Genomic DNA, 17,470 nt, shown 5'->3' with positions numbered 1-17,470 from the left:
AGAGCAATGTTCATATAACTTAACAGAACGATTTTATAAACAAGGAGGATCAATATGAAAAAGTATGATGTATATTTAACGCACAAAGAGGAACAGGAAAAAATAAAAAAATATAATTTAGAGGAAATGCTAATAAAAGATATAAAATCGTCATCTAACAGTGTTAAAGTAAATACTAAGACTAAGTATCAAAAAATACTTGGTTTTGGAGGTGCACTTACAGAAGCAAGTGCTTATACATTATCAAAACTTGATGAAAAAACCAAAAAGGAAGTTCTAAATTCATATTATGATAGTGGAGAAGGAATAGGATATAAATTCGCAAGACTTCATATAAATAGCTGTGATTTCTCATTGGGAAATTATACTTATGTAGAAGAAAAGGATATGACATTAGAGACTTTCTCTTTAGATAGAGATGAAAAATATGTATTACCATTAGTTAGAGAAGTTAAAGAGATAAGTAATAATAATTTAAGTATTTTAGCAAGTCCGTGGAGTCCTCCTGCATATATGAAAACAAATGGAGAAATGAATAATGGGGGAAAGCTTAAGCCAGAGTTTATGCAATTATGGGCAGATTACTATGTTAAATATATAGAAAAAATGAAAGAAAAAAATATAGATATATGGGCTGTAACAGTTCAAAATGAACCAGCAGCAATACAAGTCTGGGATTCCTGTGAGTATACTGCAGAAGAAGAACGAGACTTTGTTAAAAATTATTTAGGACCAACATTTCATAAAAACAACTTACAAGATAAAAAGATAATAATATGGGATCATAACAGAGATATCGCTTATGAAAGAGCAAAAATTGTACTTGAAGATAAAGAAGCTTCGAAATATATATATGGGACAGGTATACACTGGTATATGTCAGAAGAGTTTTCTAACTTATCAAAAATACATGATGAATTTCCTGATAAACATATAATTTTTACAGAAGGATGTCAAGAAGGTGGAGTTCATTTAGGCTCATGGGATACTGGAGAAAGATATGGAAGAAATATAATCGGAGATTTAAATAATTATACAGAAGCATGGATTGATTGGAATATAGTACTTGATGAGACTGGTGGTCCAAATCATGTCGGAAATTTCTGTGATGCACCAATAATAGTAGATACAAAAGAAAAAGAAGTATATTATAATAGTTCATTCTATTATATAGCACATTTTAGTAAGTTTATAAAGCCTAATGCAGTTAGAGTTGAAAGCAATGTTAGTGGTGAAAAATTATATGCATTAAGCTGTATTAATGAAGATAATACTTTATGTATTGTTATAATGAATGAAAATGATGAAAACAAAATAGTGAGTATAAATATAGATGATGAAGTTTATAACATAAAATTAAAAGCACATTCTATATATACATTTGTGGAAAATAAATAGCAAAAATGTCATGTAGTGCTTTTTTTATAAATTCTGTATAATTAGAATTAATAGATACTTTAGAAAAGAAAGGATGAGATATTGTGAGCACAATATATGAAATAGCAAAAATAGCAGGTGTTTCACCAACAACAGTATCCAAAGTAATAAATAATTATCCTGATGTAAGCGATAAAACTAGAGCAAAAATAAAAAAGATACTTGAAGAAGAAAACTTTCTTCCGAATTCTCAAGCTCAGTTTTTGTCAACTAAAAAAACGTGGACATTAGGTATTGTATATTTTGAAGACTTAGGAGTTGGACTTAATCACCCTTTCTTTTCAGGCGTAATAGAAGCCTTTAAGAGACAGTCAGATAAGTATGGATATTCATTATTATTTGGATCTAAAAATGATAGACTTAAAAATGATACTTTTTTGGAATATTTCAAATATAGATGTGTTGATGGAATTGCTATAATCTGTACTGATCCTAATGATAAAGAAACCCTTGAGTTAATAGAAAGTGATTTTCCAATTGTAGTAATAGACATGTTTAATAAAAATACATCGACTGTGACTTCGGATAATGTACAGGGATGTAGTTTAGCTTTAAATTATTTATATAAGTTAGGACATAGAAAGATTGCACATATTCAAGGTGTTGCACAAGCAGATAACTGGCCTAGCAGTATAAGGAAGAAGACATATATAGAAGTTATGAAAAAGCTAAATTTGGATATACCAGAAGGATATATTGTAGATGGAGTAAACTTTGATGTTAGTGGTGGATATGATGCAATGAAGGAATTACTATCGCTTAAGGATAGACCGACAGCTGTATTTGCATCAGGAGATAAGTTAGCAATAGGAGCTATTGATGCTATAAAAGATGCTGGTCTTAGAGTTCCGGAAGATATATCGGTAATAGGGTTTGATAATATTGAAATAGCAAAATATGTTACACCAAAGTTAACAACAATAAGACAGAATTGTCAAGAAATTGGAAAGGCTGCTGTAGACATATTGATAGAGCAGATAAATAAAAAAGAAAAATTAAAAATAAATAAGGTAATTCCAGTTGAACTAATTGAAAGAGAGTCCTGTAGAAAAATAGATTAATTATTTAAGAAGGTGGAATTGTGAACAAATATAAATTTATAGATAATCAAGGAACATTTTTATTGGAAAATCCAGAGATTAATAGCTATATGTATTTTCCAATAGCAAATGAATGTGGAGTAATGTCAAGTTTAACACCAACTCTAAATGGTGATTGCAAGATGAGTCAAAATACATTTTTACTTGCACCTGTAAGTGCAGAAGAATTACACAATAATAAATCATCAAGAAATTTCTGGATATATATTGAAGGGTATGGAGCATGGTCTATAACAGGTGCATCAGGTAAACAAAAATATGAGGTATTTGATAAAAACAAGGAAAATACAAAACTTGAAGCCGGAATAATGTGGCATAAAATTACTAGAGAATCTCAAAATATAGGAATAAAGAGTGAGGTTACATCATTTGTTCCTAGTAATAACAAAAAAGTTGAACTTATGAAAGTTACAATTACCAACATAAGTAATGAAGGGAAAAAAATAACGCCAACAGCAGCAATACCATTTTATGCTCGCTCTGCAGATAATGTTAGAGATCATAAACATGTAACTTCATTATTGCATAGAATAGAAACAACAGATTATGGAGTAATAGTTAATCCGACATTAACATTTGATGAGAGAGGTCATAAGAAGAATACTATAGTTTATGGTATTGTTTCGGCGGAGGATGATGGAAAAAAACCAATTGGATTTTGTCCTTTAGTAGAAGACTATATAGGGGAAGGTGGTTCTTTTGAGGCACCAGAAACTATAATAATAAACAAAAAATTTGATGTGAAGTCTAATGAAAAGTTTGAAGGATATGAAGCAATTGGAGCTATAAGGTTCAATGATATAATAATCGAGCCAGGCCAATCAAAGACATATATAGCAGCCATGGCATTTGGAGAATCTAAAAGGGATATAGAAAGTATTTCAAATGATGTCTTGAAAGAAACCGATTTCGATAGTTCGTTAGAAGAGACTAAATTATATTGGAATAATAAAATAAACATATCATATAAAACCAAAGATTCTGAATTTGATAACTGGATGTATTGGGTTAATTTTCAGCCAATGCTTAGAAGGATATATGGGTGTTCTTTCTTGCCTCATCACGATTATGGAAAAGGCGGAAGAGGATGGAGAGATTTATGGCAGGATTGTCTTGCACTTTTAGCTATGGATCCAGAGAATGTAAGACAGATGTTGTTAGATAATTTTGGAGGGATACGTTTTGATGGAACAAATGCTACTATAATAGGAAATAAGCAGGGAGAATTTATAGCTGATAGAAATAACATTACTCGTGTATGGATGGATCATGGTGCATGGCCATTTTTAACAACAAAGCTCTATATAGAACAAAGTGGTGATATTGAGTTTCTATTAGAAAAGCAACTTTATTTTAAAGATCTTCAGGTTATAAGAGGCGAAGAAAAAGATAATCTATGGAATTTAGAACAAGGAAACAATCAATTAACAGAAGACGGAGAGACATATGAAGGAAATATTCTTGAGCATTTATTAATTCAGCATTTAACGGCGTTTTATGATGTAGGGGAACATAATGTTTTAAGGCTTCATGGAGCAGATTGGAATGATGCATTAGATATGGCAAGTGAGAGGGGAGAAAGTGTAGCATTTTCAGCATTATATGCAGAAAATCTTGAGGATATCGCAGAGTTGTTAAAAGTAATAAAAGATAAAATGAATATAAAAAATATTCAATTAGCTGAAGAAATTCAGATTCTTTTAAATGTAAATACAGTTGAATATAATTCTGTAGATAAAAAACTTAAAGTATTAAAAAAATATTGCGAAAAATGCAAACATTCAATAACTGGAAAAGTTATTGAAATAGATTGTGATACATTGATAGAAGACATTAAGGGAAAAGCAAAATGGCTTAAAGAGCATATACGAAAAAATGAGTGGATTTCAAATGAAGAAGAATTTAGCTGGTTTAATGGATATTATGATAATAATGGAAGAAGAGTTGAAGGTGGAACTGGAAATGAAACTCGTATGATGCTTACAGGACAAGTATTCACAATAATGAGCAATACTGCAAATGAAGAGCAGGTAAGAAGCATAATAAAAGCATGTGATAATTATTTGTATGATGAGTCTGTAGGGGGATATAAGCTAAATACGGACTTTAATGAAGTTAAAACAGATCTTGGGAGAATGTTTGGATTTGCATATGGTCATAAAGAAAATGGTGCAGTATTCAGCCATATGGCAATAATGTATGCTAATGCTCTATATAAAAGAGGATTTGTAGAGGAGGGCTTTAAGGTTATTGATTCTCTTTACAGCCATTGTAATAAATTTGAAATAAGCAGAATATATCCTGGAGTACCAGAGTATATAAATTCTAGAGGAAGAGGTATGTATCACTATTTAACTGGTTCTGCTAGTTGGTTGATATTAACTGTATTGACTGAGATGTTTGGAGTAAAGGGAGATATGGGAGATTTAAAGCTTGAACCTAAACTTCTTTTAAAGCAATTTGATGAAAATTATAAGGCAGCAATAAATATGACTTTTGCAGAAAGAAGATTTCATATTGAATATATTAATGAAGCTTCAAAAGAATTTAATGAATACAGTATTAAAGAAATTTATTTAGATAATAATAAATATAATTCTGAAAACTATTCGGTTATATATAAAAAGGATATTATTTTACTTGATGAAGGAAAGACTCACAATATTAAAGTTATATTAGAATAATTTTTATATGAAAATATCATAGAATATGAAGATGCTATGTTAGATGTCTAATTTCAAAAGTCAGAGGGAGGTCCTATGAGAGATCTTATAAATATTAAGGGGATAAGAAATTTACCTATTAAAAAGAAATTGATAAAGTCTTTTTTAATAATAGTAATTATAGGAGCTTTAACATCATGTTTGAGTATAATATTTCTACAAAAAATAAACGATAATTACCAGTATGCAATTAATGAGTATGGTTTTTCTCAAGGTGAAATTGGAAAACTGGGCATAAGAGTAGAACATTCATATTCTATGATTAAGGAAATTATAATCATAGGAAGCCAAGATTCTATAGATCAGAAGAGAATAACTTCAATGCAGGAAGATATACAGAAGTGTGATGATGATATTAAAGAATTATTATCTCTAATAGAAAAGACAAATAAAGAACTTGAAGAAAAGGAAACTTTTAATAATATAAAAGATGATATACAGGAGTATGAAAAAGTCAAACAAAGAATTATAGATTTAGGATTAGAAAGAAAAAGTGATCAAGCTGCTGAGTTGTTAAGATTACAAGGGAATCCTTCAATGGATTTGCTTACAGTAGATATTTCAAAGCTATTGGATACAAAGATTGATCAATGTAATAATTTAGTGACTAAATTAAATATTTTAAGAACCATTTTTATAGGGATTATTATAGTATCAATAGGTATATCAGTATTATTTGCATTGCAGTTATCAAGATATATATCAGATATAATAGGTAATCCCATAGAAAAGATGAATATTATAGCTAAAAAGTTAGCTAATGGAGAGTTGAATGTTGATTTAGAAATAGATTCTAATGATGAGATTGGAGAGTTAGTATCTTCATTTTCGGTTATGATAACTACTCTTAAAGGATACATTAGTGAGATTTCAGAAGTATTAGGAGATATTTCTTTAGGAAAATTTAATTGTAAAATAGAACAAGAATATAAAGGAGAATTTATTCAAATAAGAAGCTCATTAGAGAATATTTTAAAATCATTAACACATGTATTTTCAGAATTTAAACAGTCAGCAATTGAAATAACAGAAAATTCAAAACAAGTTTCTGATATAGCAGAAGTATTATATAAAGGAAGCCTTGAACAGACTAGTGTAGTTAATGAATTATCAGTGTCTATTAATAAAATAAATGGACAAGTAAAGAAAAATACCGAAGATGCTACAAATGTTAATGATGTAACTAATTATTTAGTTGAAAATATAGGAAAGAGCAACAATCAAATGAACACTCTATTAAATGCTATGAATGAAATTGAAAGCTCATCAAAAAACATTATAAATATTATGCAAACAATTGATGAGATTTCAGAACAAACTAATCTACTTGCATTAAATGCATCTATAGAAGCTGCTAGGGCAGGCGAAGCAGGAAAAAGTTTTTCTATTGTAGCTAATGAGGTAAGAAATTTAGCAGATCAAAGCTCAAATGCTGCTAAAAGTACAAAGAAAATAATAAATGATTCAATGATAGCCATATATAATGGAAAGTCATTAGCAATTAATGCGGCTAATACATTGACAGAATGTGTTAAACAGTCAGATGTTACAATAAATTTAATAAATGATATAACGGTGGCATCAAATGAACAAGCACTTGCTATTGAAAGTATTGATAAAGGAATAGCTCAGATTGTAGAAGTTATAAATGAAAATTCAAAAGTATCAGAAAAGAGTGCAGAATCTAGTGAGCATTTAAAAACACAATCAATTGTTTTGGATGAAATGATTAATAAATTTAGAAAGTAAGATGGTTATAGATATACACATATAGTATATGATATAATGAATATTATATCATATACTATTTGTTTGGAAGAGGGAGAATAAATGCAGCCTAAGTATGAATTTGTTGCTAAGACATTAGAGAAGGAAATTATAGAAAGAAAATATAATGATGATAAAAAGTTGCCAACAGAAGAAGAATTGATGAAAGTATTTCAAGTAAGTAAAAATACTATAAGAAAAGCTATAGATGTTTTAGTTAGCAATGGATATGTCTATAGAGTACAAGGTAGTGGTGTATTCTTAAGAGATTTTTTTTATAATGGCTTTGTAAATGTTATGAATATGACAGGACTAACAAAAAACTTTTCTGCAGACAAAATAGCAACAAAAGTTATTGAACTATCTTTAATTGATCCAACTGAAAAAATAATTGAAAAATTAAATTGTTCGCCAGAAACTAAAATTTATTATGTAAAACGTATTAGATACTTAGATGGGGAGCCAATAGAAATTGAAGAATCATATTATAATAAAGATGTTATATGTTATTTGAATAATGAAATATGTTTGGGATCCATTTTTAAATATATTACAGAAGATTTAAAGCTCAATATTGGTTTTGCTAATAGAGTAATAAGTACTGAGAAGTTAAGTAAAGAAGATGCAGAATTTCTAAATTTAGAAGAAAATGATCCAAGTTTAAATTTAGAGAATGTGGTATATTTAAGTAATGGAAAGGCATTTGATTATTCAATAGAAAAATATAATTACTTAAAAATAAAATTATATAATATTAACTAAAATAAAATCTGATATACGATAAAAAATAATTTTTGTCATATATCAGATTTTTGTTGATTATTCCCATCCTGTACAAACATCAATCCAATCAATACTATTTGACATTTCAAAAAGCTCATTACAAGTAAGTTTTATGGCTGAATTAGGACTTCCGCATGCAGGATATACTGCTTCAAATCGTTTTAATGAAATATCAGTATATACTTTAACATTAGATGGATTATCAAATGGGCATACACCACCAACAGGGTGACCTGTATATGTAGAAACTTCTTCAAAGGAAAGCATTTTTGGTTTGAATCCAAAAGTTTTCTTGAATTTTGAATTATTTACTTTGCCATCCCCGGCAGTAACAATTAATATGCACCCATCTTCATCTTTGAATGATAAGGATTTAGCTATCCTAGCAGGTTCTGTAGATAAAGCCTCAGCAGCTAACTCTACGGTCGCACTAGAAACATCAAATTCTAATACTTCATTAGCCTTATTAAATTTCTTTAAATATTCACGTACACTTTCAACTGACAATTTCGACATCTCCTTCTATGATTAATTTTTATAAATATTGCTATATTAAGTGACATATTAACAATTATATCATAAAAAATATAATAAATAATCAATAGAATGGTTTTGAATATTTTATGTTGATATATTTATGAATTTTAATATAATAATCTTAAAACTTTTTAGTACACATAGCTCGTCTATATAGTATAAAGAAAAGTACTTTTCGGCCATATAGAAAGGAAGAAACAATGATAGGGATCTTTAAAGAAAAAAGGATAGAAAATTATATTGTGGAAAATAGAAATATTTTTTATAAAATAGCATATTCTTATACTCAAAATGAAGAAGATGCATTAGATGTTGTTCAAGAAGCTATTTATAAAGCATTGAGTTCTATAGACTCTTTAAAAGATTTAGAAAAAATTAAACCTTGGTTTTATAAAATATTGATAAGGACAAGTATCGATTTTATTAGAAAAAATAAAAAGTATATACCAATGGATAACATGTTAGAAGAATCAGATTATGATGAGTATAAAAACATTGATTTAGATAATGCTCTTAATAAAATACCTACAAAATATAAAACAATTATAATATTAAGATATTTTGAGGATTTTAAGATTGATGAGATTGCTAATATGCTAGATGAAAATGTTAATACAATAAAAAGTCGTTTATATACAGCATTGAAAAAATTGAAGATTGAAATGAAAGGTAATGATTTATATGAATAATAGAAAAATAGACGATTTAATTGAAGATTATATGAATATAAAGATATCTGATAAATTAGAAGATAGAGTTAATGAAGCTATAAAAGAAAGTAAAAAAATAAAGAAAAGAGGGATTAATATGAAAAAAGGTTTTATTGGTGTTGCAGCAAGCGTTGCTGTAGTTATAGGAATGCTAAATGTTAGTCCAGCATTTGCTGATGCAGTAAAGGAAGTTCCAATAGTGGGGAATTTAGTTAACCTTGTTGTAGTAAAAAATTATAAGGTTAATGATAAAAATGTAGAAGCAGATATTAATGTTTCAAAGATAGATGGATTAAAGAATAAAGAATTACAAGATAATTTAAATGAAGAATTTATGAAGCAAGGAAAAGAAGCTTACGAAAATTTAATTAAAGAAATACCAGATATAGGAGAAGGAAAAAAGTATGTAGGAATGGATTATAAAATAAAAAGTGAAACAGATAGTATTTTATCTATTGAAGTAAGTAAATCAGAAATACAAGCATCAGGATATGAAACAAGAAAACATTATGTAATAGATAAGGAAAAACAAGTTGTTTTAACATTACCATTAATATTTAAAGATAAATCATATGTAGATGTAATTAGTGATAATATAAAAGAACAAATGAGAAAACAAATGAAAGAAGATGAAGGAAAGAGCTATTTTATAGATAGTGAGAAAGATTTCGCAGAAGATGATTTTAAAAAGATAGCAGAGAATCAAGATTTCTATATAAACTCTAATAATGATCTTGTTATCTGCTTTGATGAATATGAAGTAGCACCAGGATATATGGGACCTGTTGAGTTTGTTATTCCAAAGGAGATAGTTGATAATCTAAAATAAAATATTAATAAAAATGCTTGTAGTAACTACTTGTTATTACAAGTATTTTTTTCTTTTAAATTCAAGTAGAATTAATGATGATTTTATAAATTATAAAAAAATATTTATTCTTTTATAATTTAGCCAATAATATATGATAATATTATAGGAGATATAAATATATAGATTGGAGTGATTCTAATGATAAAACTTATAGCATCTGATATGGATGGAACACTATTAAATGATGAACATGATATAGATATAGAGACAGTTGAAGCAATTAGAAAGGCTGAAGAAGCGGGAATAATTTTTGCAATATCTACAGGTAGAGAATATGAGAGTGTTAAATGTGTATTAGATAAACATAATATAAAATGCCAATGTGTTCTTTCTAATGGAGCAGAATATAGAGATGAAGATGGCAATATATTAGAAGTAATAAATATAAATGATGTAACAGCAAAAGATATAATGTATATATTAAAAGAAAATAATCTTACAGCTCGTATTTTTACTGATAAAGGAGTTTATACAACATCATCTGAAGAGGATGCACTTCAAGAAGTGACGTATAGAACATTATCTTTTAATCCAGAGATGTCAATGGAAGAAGCACGGGAACAAGCAAAAAAGGAACCTTTTTTTGTAAGTTTGCAATATGTAAAAGATATAGAAGAATTTTTTAAGCAGGATGTTGAAGTAAGAAAATTTGTAGCATTTCATAAAGACATCAATTTAATAGATACAGTTAAGAAAAAGATGGGAAGACTTGAAGGATTAGCAGTATCATCTTCATTTAGAGATAACATAGAAATAACAGATAAGAATGCACAAAAAGGAATAATCTTAGAAAAAGTAGCAGGGAAATTAGGAATAAATAAAAATGATGTTATGATTCTTGGGGATAGTTTTAACGATTATTCAATGTTTGAAATATTTGAAGAAAGTGTTGCAATGAAGAATGCAATACCAGAAGTTAAAGAAATAGCTAAATATGTAACTGAAGCAAATAGTGATTTAGGGGTTGCAAAAGCTATTTATAGAGTTCTTAACAATGAAATGGAAACAATGATAAATAATGAAAAATAGAAATTATAAAAAGCTCTTCGTAAAAGTAAGAGCTTTTTTTAATTAAAGTTAATACATTAATATTAGATTCATATTTAACAAATGGATAAGAACATAGTACCTTGACGATTTTTTATATATAAATTTATAGAATATATTTCTAAAAATTAAAGAATATATTTATAATATATTTTTATAGGTTATAATTAATATAGTTATATAAGGAAGATAAGGAGGCGGTATTTTTGATTTTAGTAAATTGTGTATGGAGGCAATCTGATATTGTTACAGTTATTGAAAATATAAAAATAGAAGATAATTATGTTTTTAAATTACAAAAAATAGAAGGCATGAGAATGTTTTTTGAATCACTCATAAATGATGATAAAAAAGGAATGATGATGGTAAAAAGAGCAATAAAAACTATACCAGGATATCAAGCATTATTTATAAACATTGTGCCAGTTGTAAATAGCAGTGTATTTGAGGGCTATTTTTTATAAATGATTAGTAATAATACCAATTTACAAGTAATTGAATCACCTTAAAATACTAATATAAATAATATTTTCTTTATTATTTGCAAATTCCTAGAAACATTTTTATTCAGGGGTGGTTTTTTATCATCTTTAAAAGTAAAATCTAAGTGCCAATGTAAGCAATTTTCTATAACCTAAGTATTAAGGCCAATATAAGAGTGCACAAAGTTGCCAATATTTTAATGGGTACTACATATTGTTGATACCCATATTTGTTATACCTAAAATTATACTTATTAAAAATTAAATGACTATAGCTGAGTAGTTACAAATCAATATGAATTTTAAAATATAACATAAACACAAAAATATGTTACATAAAAATATTTACCCTAATGGATAAAAACTGTATATTTAATTCATATTTTATCTAAAGAGTAAGTATTTGAATATATTTACAATCAATAATTAATAACGCATTAATTAAAATTGTCACATAGTAGTGTTAGTGGAATAATTTTGATGAGATGAGGCAAGCTGTATAAAAATAGTGCAGGCCTAAGAGTATAGAGTGATTTTTGTATAGTTTCTTCATTTATTATTGATTGAAAAACTATACAATTTATAATGTTTAAATTATTAGAATAGTTTGTAATACTATACAACAACGCTTGAGAAAAAATATAGACTTAATATAGAAAGGATCTGAAGATTTGATTAATATAAAGGAATTGATGGGAATAAAGATTGTTTTTGAAATATTTGTTAAATTTATACCAAGTGGTGTTACCTTTGGAATTATAGAAGGTGATACGATAACTTGGAAGAAATCATCTAATTCATTCGATATAGATATATTTTCAATTGGGGAAAAACTTGATTACAATAGCATACAGCTTATGTCTATTCGTGAGAAAAAAGTATTGACTAAAAAAATCACGGATTCAGTAAGTGGAATTCCATTAACTATAATTTCAATACCTATTACTGGTGAAGATGATAATGTTAATGGAGCTTTTTTTATAGGATTTAAAAGAGTACATCCCATTATAGCTTCATTTGGAAATTTTGCACCAATGCTTTCTAGAATGTTTCCAGAAGGCGTATTTTTGTACATATCAGATTTGAAAAAAAACATTCAGCATCAATCATCAAAGGAGTTTGATTTACCAGATAGACATGCAGGATATGAATTAACTGAAGGTAATATTGCTTATACAACTATAAAAACAAAACAGATAGTATTTAAAGAAGTAGATGCTAGTAGATATGGTGTGCCTGCGCTTACTGTAAATTATCCATTATTTGATGAAGATGATTCTAATGAAGTAGTAGGAACATTTGGATTTGTTATACCAAAGAAAACAGCAGGATATTTACGTGGAATGTCTGATGATTTAAATTGTGGTCTTACTGAAATATCTCAAGCAATTAAACAATTGGCTGATTCATCAACTAATATTCACACAAATGAATTAGAACTTGATTCAGTTATAAAAGGAATAATAAGTCTTTCAGATGAAATTAATAATGTTTCAGTATTTATTAAGAAAATTGCAGAAGAAACAAATATGCTTGGATTAAATGCAGCTATTGAAGCAGCTAGAGCTGGAGCTGCTGGAAAAAGTTTCAGTGTTGTTGCCAATGAAATACGAAAATTGTCCGACCAGTCAAAAAATACGGTTCCTCAAATTAAAAAATTAACTGAGGATATCAAAACTAGAGTAGAGGAAGCTGGTAAAAAAAGCAAACAATCCATATTTTCAAGCGAGGAACAGGCAGCAGCTACAGAAGAAATTATAGCCGGTATAGGAGAAATCACTGCTTTGGCTGAAAACTTGAATGTAATTGCAAAGAAAGTATAAATTTTTTATTGTTATTATTACTTAATACTTAGAGAAAAAGAACTGGTAAATGAGTTAATATAAAAAATAGAGGTGATTACCAAAAGTGAAAAGAGAAAAAATATTAGAAAATCTTAAATCACAAGTAAAAAATGGATCTCATATTATTGGTGTAGCAACAAGTTCAGGAGTAACTGCAAAGTATTCACAAAATGGTGGAGCGGATTTCCTTTTAATTTTAAATTCGGGGAGATTTCGTCAAATGGGTAGAAGCTCACTAGCAGGTTTCTTGCCATTTTGTAATAGTAATGATATGGTAATGAAATTTGTTTCGAGAGAAATATTGCCACTAGTAAAAGATATACCAATTATTTTTGGGCTCAATGCAACTGATCCTACAAAGGATTTAGAGAATTATATAGATGAAATAAAAAATATGGGAGTCGATGGTATTAATAACTATCCTACAGTTGGATTAATAGATGGTCAATTTAGCCAAGCTCTTGAAGAAGATGGAGATAGCTATTCAATTGAAGTAGAAGCTATAAAAATAGCTCATGAAAAAGGTCTGTTTACAGTTGCTTTTGTATTTGATGAAATCCAGGCAGCTCAAATGATTGATGCTGGAACTGATGTTATTTGTGTACATTTAGGGTTAACAGGAGGAGGCGTATTAGGGGCAAAAAAAGTATTTTCGCTTGAAGCTGCTAAAGTTAAAATAGAAAGAATATTTAATAAATGTAATGAGTTGAAGCCAGATATAATTAAACTGATTTATGGTGGACCAGTGAAAACACCAATTGATGTTCAATATATGTATGGCAATAATGAAGATTTAATGGGATATATAGGTGGATCTGCATTTGAAAGAATTCCATCAGAAAAAACCATTACAAATATAACAAAAGCCTTTAAAGCATCGTCTAAACTTGAGGAAGATGGTTTAATGGTTAAAATGTTAGATGGAATTACAAAGAACTATAATTATGTTGAATTTGTAAAAGAATATGTTGCTAAAAATTACATGAATGATATTTCATTTTTAGATCTAGCTAATGCAGCTCATATATCTAGGAGCTATCTAAGTAGTTTGTTTAAAAAGGAAGTAGGATGTAATTTCCCGGAGTATTTAGTCAAATTTCGTATAAATAAAGCAACAGAGATTTTGAATAAAAAAAATATTCAATTATCACAGTTGGCAATATTAGTTGGTTATGAAGATTATGCACAGTTTAGTAAAATGTTTAAAAAGTATAAAGGCTGCTCTCCGAAACAATATAAATCTAGAAATACAACATAAACACAAAAAATAAGATGTGAAAGTATGTATATTAATGATTAAAAACAAATATGATCAATTTAGTTAATAATATTATTTTGGGATAAAATTATTAAAAAATATAAGTAACAGAAGCTTTCAAATCAATTATAAAATAATTTTTAACTCTAAAGATCAATTTTGAGTGCCGAAAGGTACTTATTTTTGTTTAATCATATTGGTGAAATATTTAAAACCTACAAGAGATATACTTAAAAACAATACAAATCTAAAATATAACATAAATACAAAAACATGATACATAAAAGCGTTTACGTTAATATTTGAAAACAGTATGATTAATTTATAGTTAATCATACTGTTTTTTTAGGAAAACTTTCTTCAAAAAATTTGCATAGAAGATTAAATTATAAAAAATAAAGTTTAATGGGAGATTGAGAAAATGAAAACAATAGCAATTGCAGGAACATTTGATACAAAAGGTGCGGAATATTTATATGTAAAGGAATTAATTGAAAGTTTGGGATTAGGTACCTTTACAATTCACACAGGTGTGTTTGAACCAACATTTAAACCGGATGTATCAAATACTCAAGTAGCAGAAGCAGCTGGTATGGATATTAAGACTCTAGTTGATAAAAAAGACAGAGCGTTAGCAACAGAAGTATTATCAAAAGGTATGGAAAAATTAGTTCTTAAATTATATAAACAAGGTAAATTTCATGGAATTATTTCTTTTGGTGGTACTGGTGGAACTTCATTAGTAACACCAGCTATGAGAGCTCTTCCAATTGGAGTACCAAAAGTCATGGTATCAACAGTAGCATCAGGAAATACAGCTCCATATGTAGGCGCAAGTGATATTGTTATGATGCCATCTATAGTAGATGTTGCAGGAATTAATTCAATTTCAACAAAGATTTTCACAAATGCAGTATTTGCAATTGCAGGCATGGTTAAATTTGAAAATACAAAGGTAGTTGATAAAAAACCACTGATTGCTGCAACTATGTTTGGGGTAACCACTCCATGTGTAACAGCAGCTACCAAATATCTTGAGAAGAGAGGCTATGAAGTGCTTATATTCCATGCAACAGGTATAGGTGGACAGTCTATGGAAGCACTTATTGCAGGTGGATTTATTGAAGGGGTATTAGATCTTACAACAACAGAATGGGCAGATGAAATTATTGGCGGAGTTTTGAATGCAGGGCCATATCGTCTAGAGGCAGCAAGTAAAAATCATATTCCACAAGTTGTATCAGTAGGAGCACTTGATATGTGTAACTTTGGAACATATGATACAGTACCAAAGAAATTTGAGAGACGTAACTTATATAAACACAATCCTACAGTAACATTAATGAGAACAAATGTAGAAGAAAATGAAGCGATTGGTAAAAAGCTTGTTGAAAAATTAAACATGGCAAAAGATAAAACTACTTTAATGTTACCTTTGAAAGGCATATCAGGAATTGATGTAGAAGGACAGCCGTTTTATGGTGTAGAAGAAGATAAGATGTTATTTGATACTTTAAGAAATGGTGTAAACAAAAACAGCGTAGAGGTAATAGAAATGAATTGTGCTATTAATGATGTAGAATTTGCAGAAGCAGCAGCGCAAAAGTTAATAGATTTGATGAATAAATAGAATATATAAAATAGTGGCAGCTGCATATGATTTGAATAATAGAATTATTTGTATGCTTTGGATTGCATTTGTAAATATTATAAAGGTTTTGTATGGATATATTAGTTTAGTGAATTAATATACAAATATTTAGGAGGAATTAGAAATGAATACAATGACAAGAAAAGAGATTATGGCAAAATTCAAAGGAGAAGTTGAGAATGGAAAGATACTAGTAGGAGTAGGAGCAGGTACAGGTATTACTGCTAAAAGCAGTGAAGCTGGTGGAGCTGATATGCTTATTATTTATAATTCTGGAAGATATAGAATGGCTGGTCGTGGCTCGCTTGCAGGATTATTATCTTATGGAGATGCAAATAAAATTGTAGTTGAAATGGGTTCAGAAGTATTGCCTGTTGTAAAACACACACCAGTATTAGCAGGTGTATGTGGAACAGACCCATTTAGAATAATGGAAATATATTTAAAACAACTTAAAGACCAGGGGTTTAGTGGAGTTCAAAATTTTCCAACAGTAGGTTTAATTGATGGTACATTCAGACAAAATCTTGAAGAAACAGGAATGGGATATTGTTTAGAAGTAGAAATGATTAGAAAAGCACATGAATTAGACATGCTTACAACTCCATACGTATTTGATCCAGAACAAGCAAAAGCAATGGCAGAAGCTGGCGCAGATATTTTAGTAGCACATATGGGTTTAACTACTAAAGGCACAATTGGAGCAAAAACAGCTCTTACATTAGATGATTGTGTGAAAAAAATCGAAGATATTATTAAAGCAGGTAGAGAAGTTAATCCAGATATCATGGTGATCTGCCATGGTGGTCCTATTGCAGAACCAGAAGATGCTGCATACATAATTGAAAAAACACAAGGAATAGATGGATTCTTTGGTGCATCAAGTATTGAAAGATTTGCGGCTGAGAAGGGTATTAGGGAACAAACAGGATTATTTAAATCAATAACAAAATAAATTGTAAGTATTTTAATTGGTTATTAAATATGGAATATTAAATTTATTGTATAAATTATTTTATAGAGTTCAGATAGTATTAAGAAGATAAATGGAATATTAAATATTATCTAATATTATTTATGAAGTTATAGATGAATACTTATATTAAAATGAGATGTGGATAAAATATTTGGACAATCATATGGAAAGTAGAATTAATAGTATTTCATATGATAGGTTGTTGAATACTAATTTTTACAAATGGTTATTGGAGAAAATATTCTAGGAATTACAGATTCTAAGGATATTTTCTACTTTTTATT

At 28.4% G+C, this 17,470-nt stretch carries 14 protein-coding genes; 13 read left to right on the top strand and 1 reads right to left on the bottom strand.

Features of this window, described 5'->3' with window-relative positions; all coding sequences use genetic code 11:
- Positions 1 to 54 precede the first annotated feature (54 nt).
- The 5 genes from BN2920_RS18795 to BN2920_RS18775 all read left to right on the top strand — a co-directional run bounded on the left by BN2920_RS18795 (position 55) and on the right by BN2920_RS18775 (position 7,789).
- Entirely contained in the window at positions 55 to 1,398 is a 1,344-nt protein-coding gene (locus tag BN2920_RS18795) for a glycoside hydrolase family 30 protein (protein ID WP_058296498.1), read from the top strand.
- Positions 1,399 to 1,481: 83 nt separating this feature from the next.
- Entirely contained in the window at positions 1,482 to 2,498 is a 1,017-nt protein-coding gene (locus tag BN2920_RS18790; RefSeq protein WP_058296497.1) for a LacI family DNA-binding transcriptional regulator, read from the top strand.
- 20 nt (positions 2,499 to 2,518) lie between these two features.
- Entirely contained in the window at positions 2,519 to 5,221 is a 2,703-nt protein-coding gene (locus tag BN2920_RS18785) for a GH36-type glycosyl hydrolase domain-containing protein (RefSeq protein ID WP_058296496.1), read from the top strand.
- 75 nt (positions 5,222 to 5,296) lie between these two features.
- Positions 5,297 to 7,009: a methyl-accepting chemotaxis protein gene (locus tag BN2920_RS18780; protein WP_058296495.1), complete on the top strand. Its 1,713-nt coding sequence runs from the start codon at positions 5,297 to 5,299 to the stop codon at positions 7,007 to 7,009.
- 81 nt (positions 7,010 to 7,090) lie between these two features.
- Positions 7,091 to 7,789 carry a GntR family transcriptional regulator gene (locus tag BN2920_RS18775; RefSeq protein WP_058296494.1) on the top strand — a complete coding sequence of 233 codons (699 nt, stop codon included), beginning with the start codon at positions 7,091 to 7,093 and terminating at the stop codon, positions 7,787 to 7,789.
- A gap of 57 nt (positions 7,790 to 7,846) precedes the next feature.
- On the opposite strand, the gene BN2920_RS18770 is transcribed toward BN2920_RS18775, so the two are convergent.
- Complete coding sequence (locus BN2920_RS18770; protein ID WP_058296493.1) at positions 7,847 to 8,317, bottom strand: YbaK/EbsC family protein; 471 nt, start codon at positions 8,315 to 8,317, stop codon at positions 7,847 to 7,849.
- A gap of 230 nt (positions 8,318 to 8,547) precedes the next feature.
- Between BN2920_RS18770 and BN2920_RS18765 the strand changes: the two genes are divergently transcribed.
- The 8 genes from BN2920_RS18765 (at position 8,548) to BN2920_RS18730 (ending at position 17,165) form a co-directional block, all read left to right on the top strand.
- Entirely contained in the window at positions 8,548 to 9,036 is a 489-nt protein-coding gene (locus tag BN2920_RS18765) for an RNA polymerase sigma factor (RefSeq protein WP_058296492.1), read from the top strand.
- Complete coding sequence (gene rsiV, locus BN2920_RS18760) at positions 9,029 to 9,886, top strand: anti-sigma-V factor RsiV (RefSeq protein ID WP_058296491.1); 858 nt, start codon at positions 9,029 to 9,031, stop codon at positions 9,884 to 9,886. Before BN2920_RS18765 ends, rsiV begins: the two co-directional genes overlap by 8 nt.
- Positions 9,887 to 10,066: 180 nt before the next feature.
- Positions 10,067 to 10,957, top strand: a complete 891-nt coding sequence (locus BN2920_RS18755; RefSeq protein WP_058296490.1) for an HAD family hydrolase — start codon at positions 10,067 to 10,069, stop codon at positions 10,955 to 10,957.
- Positions 10,958 to 11,181: 224 nt separating this feature from the next.
- Entirely contained in the window at positions 11,182 to 11,439 is a 258-nt protein-coding gene (locus BN2920_RS18750; RefSeq protein ID WP_058296489.1) for a hypothetical protein, read from the top strand.
- A 689-nt stretch (positions 11,440 to 12,128) separates the two neighbouring features.
- The gene (locus BN2920_RS18745; RefSeq protein ID WP_058296488.1) at positions 12,129 to 13,280 is read left to right on the top strand and encodes a methyl-accepting chemotaxis protein; all 1,152 of its coding nucleotides are present in this window, start codon (positions 12,129 to 12,131) and stop codon (positions 13,278 to 13,280) included.
- Positions 13,281 to 13,365: 85 nt separating this feature from the next.
- Positions 13,366 to 14,559, top strand: coding sequence for a phosphoenolpyruvate hydrolase family protein (locus BN2920_RS18740; RefSeq protein WP_058296487.1), 1,194 nt, complete (start codon positions 13,366 to 13,368; stop codon positions 14,557 to 14,559).
- A gap of 421 nt (positions 14,560 to 14,980) precedes the next feature.
- Positions 14,981 to 16,189, top strand: a complete 1,209-nt coding sequence (locus BN2920_RS18735) for a Tm-1-like ATP-binding domain-containing protein (protein ID WP_058296486.1) — start codon at positions 14,981 to 14,983, stop codon at positions 16,187 to 16,189.
- A gap of 145 nt (positions 16,190 to 16,334) precedes the next feature.
- Positions 16,335 to 17,165, top strand: a complete 831-nt coding sequence (locus BN2920_RS18730) for a phosphoenolpyruvate hydrolase family protein (RefSeq protein WP_058296485.1) — start codon at positions 16,335 to 16,337, stop codon at positions 17,163 to 17,165.
- Positions 17,166 to 17,470 lie beyond the last annotated feature (305 nt).

The sequence above is a fragment of the Clostridium neonatale genome (assembly GCF_001458595.1).
Taxonomy (GTDB): Bacteria; Bacillota; Clostridia; order Clostridiales; family Clostridiaceae; genus Clostridium; species Clostridium neonatale.
This window is presented reverse-complemented; position numbering and strand designations above follow the sequence as displayed.

Bases quoted from the DNA above. Each gene is read 5' to 3' on its own strand.
- rsiV (WP_058296491.1), top strand. From the start codon at position 9,029: ATGAATAATAGAAAAATAGACGATTTAATTGAAGATTATATGAATATA.
- BN2920_RS18730 (WP_058296485.1), top strand. From the start codon at position 16,335: ATGAATACAATGACAAGAAAAGAGATTATGGCAAAATTCAAAGGAGAA.
- BN2920_RS18775 (WP_058296494.1), top strand. From the start codon at position 7,091: ATGCAGCCTAAGTATGAATTTGTTGCTAAGACATTAGAGAAGGAAATT.
- BN2920_RS18780 (WP_058296495.1), top strand. From the start codon at position 5,297: ATGAGAGATCTTATAAATATTAAGGGGATAAGAAATTTACCTATTAAA.
- BN2920_RS18765 (WP_058296492.1), top strand. From the start codon at position 8,548: ATGATAGGGATCTTTAAAGAAAAAAGGATAGAAAATTATATTGTGGAA.
- BN2920_RS18755 (WP_058296490.1), top strand. From the start codon at position 10,067: ATGATAAAACTTATAGCATCTGATATGGATGGAACACTATTAAATGAT.
- BN2920_RS18735 (WP_058296486.1), top strand. From the start codon at position 14,981: ATGAAAACAATAGCAATTGCAGGAACATTTGATACAAAAGGTGCGGAA.
- BN2920_RS18795 (WP_058296498.1), top strand. From the start codon at position 55: ATGAAAAAGTATGATGTATATTTAACGCACAAAGAGGAACAGGAAAAA.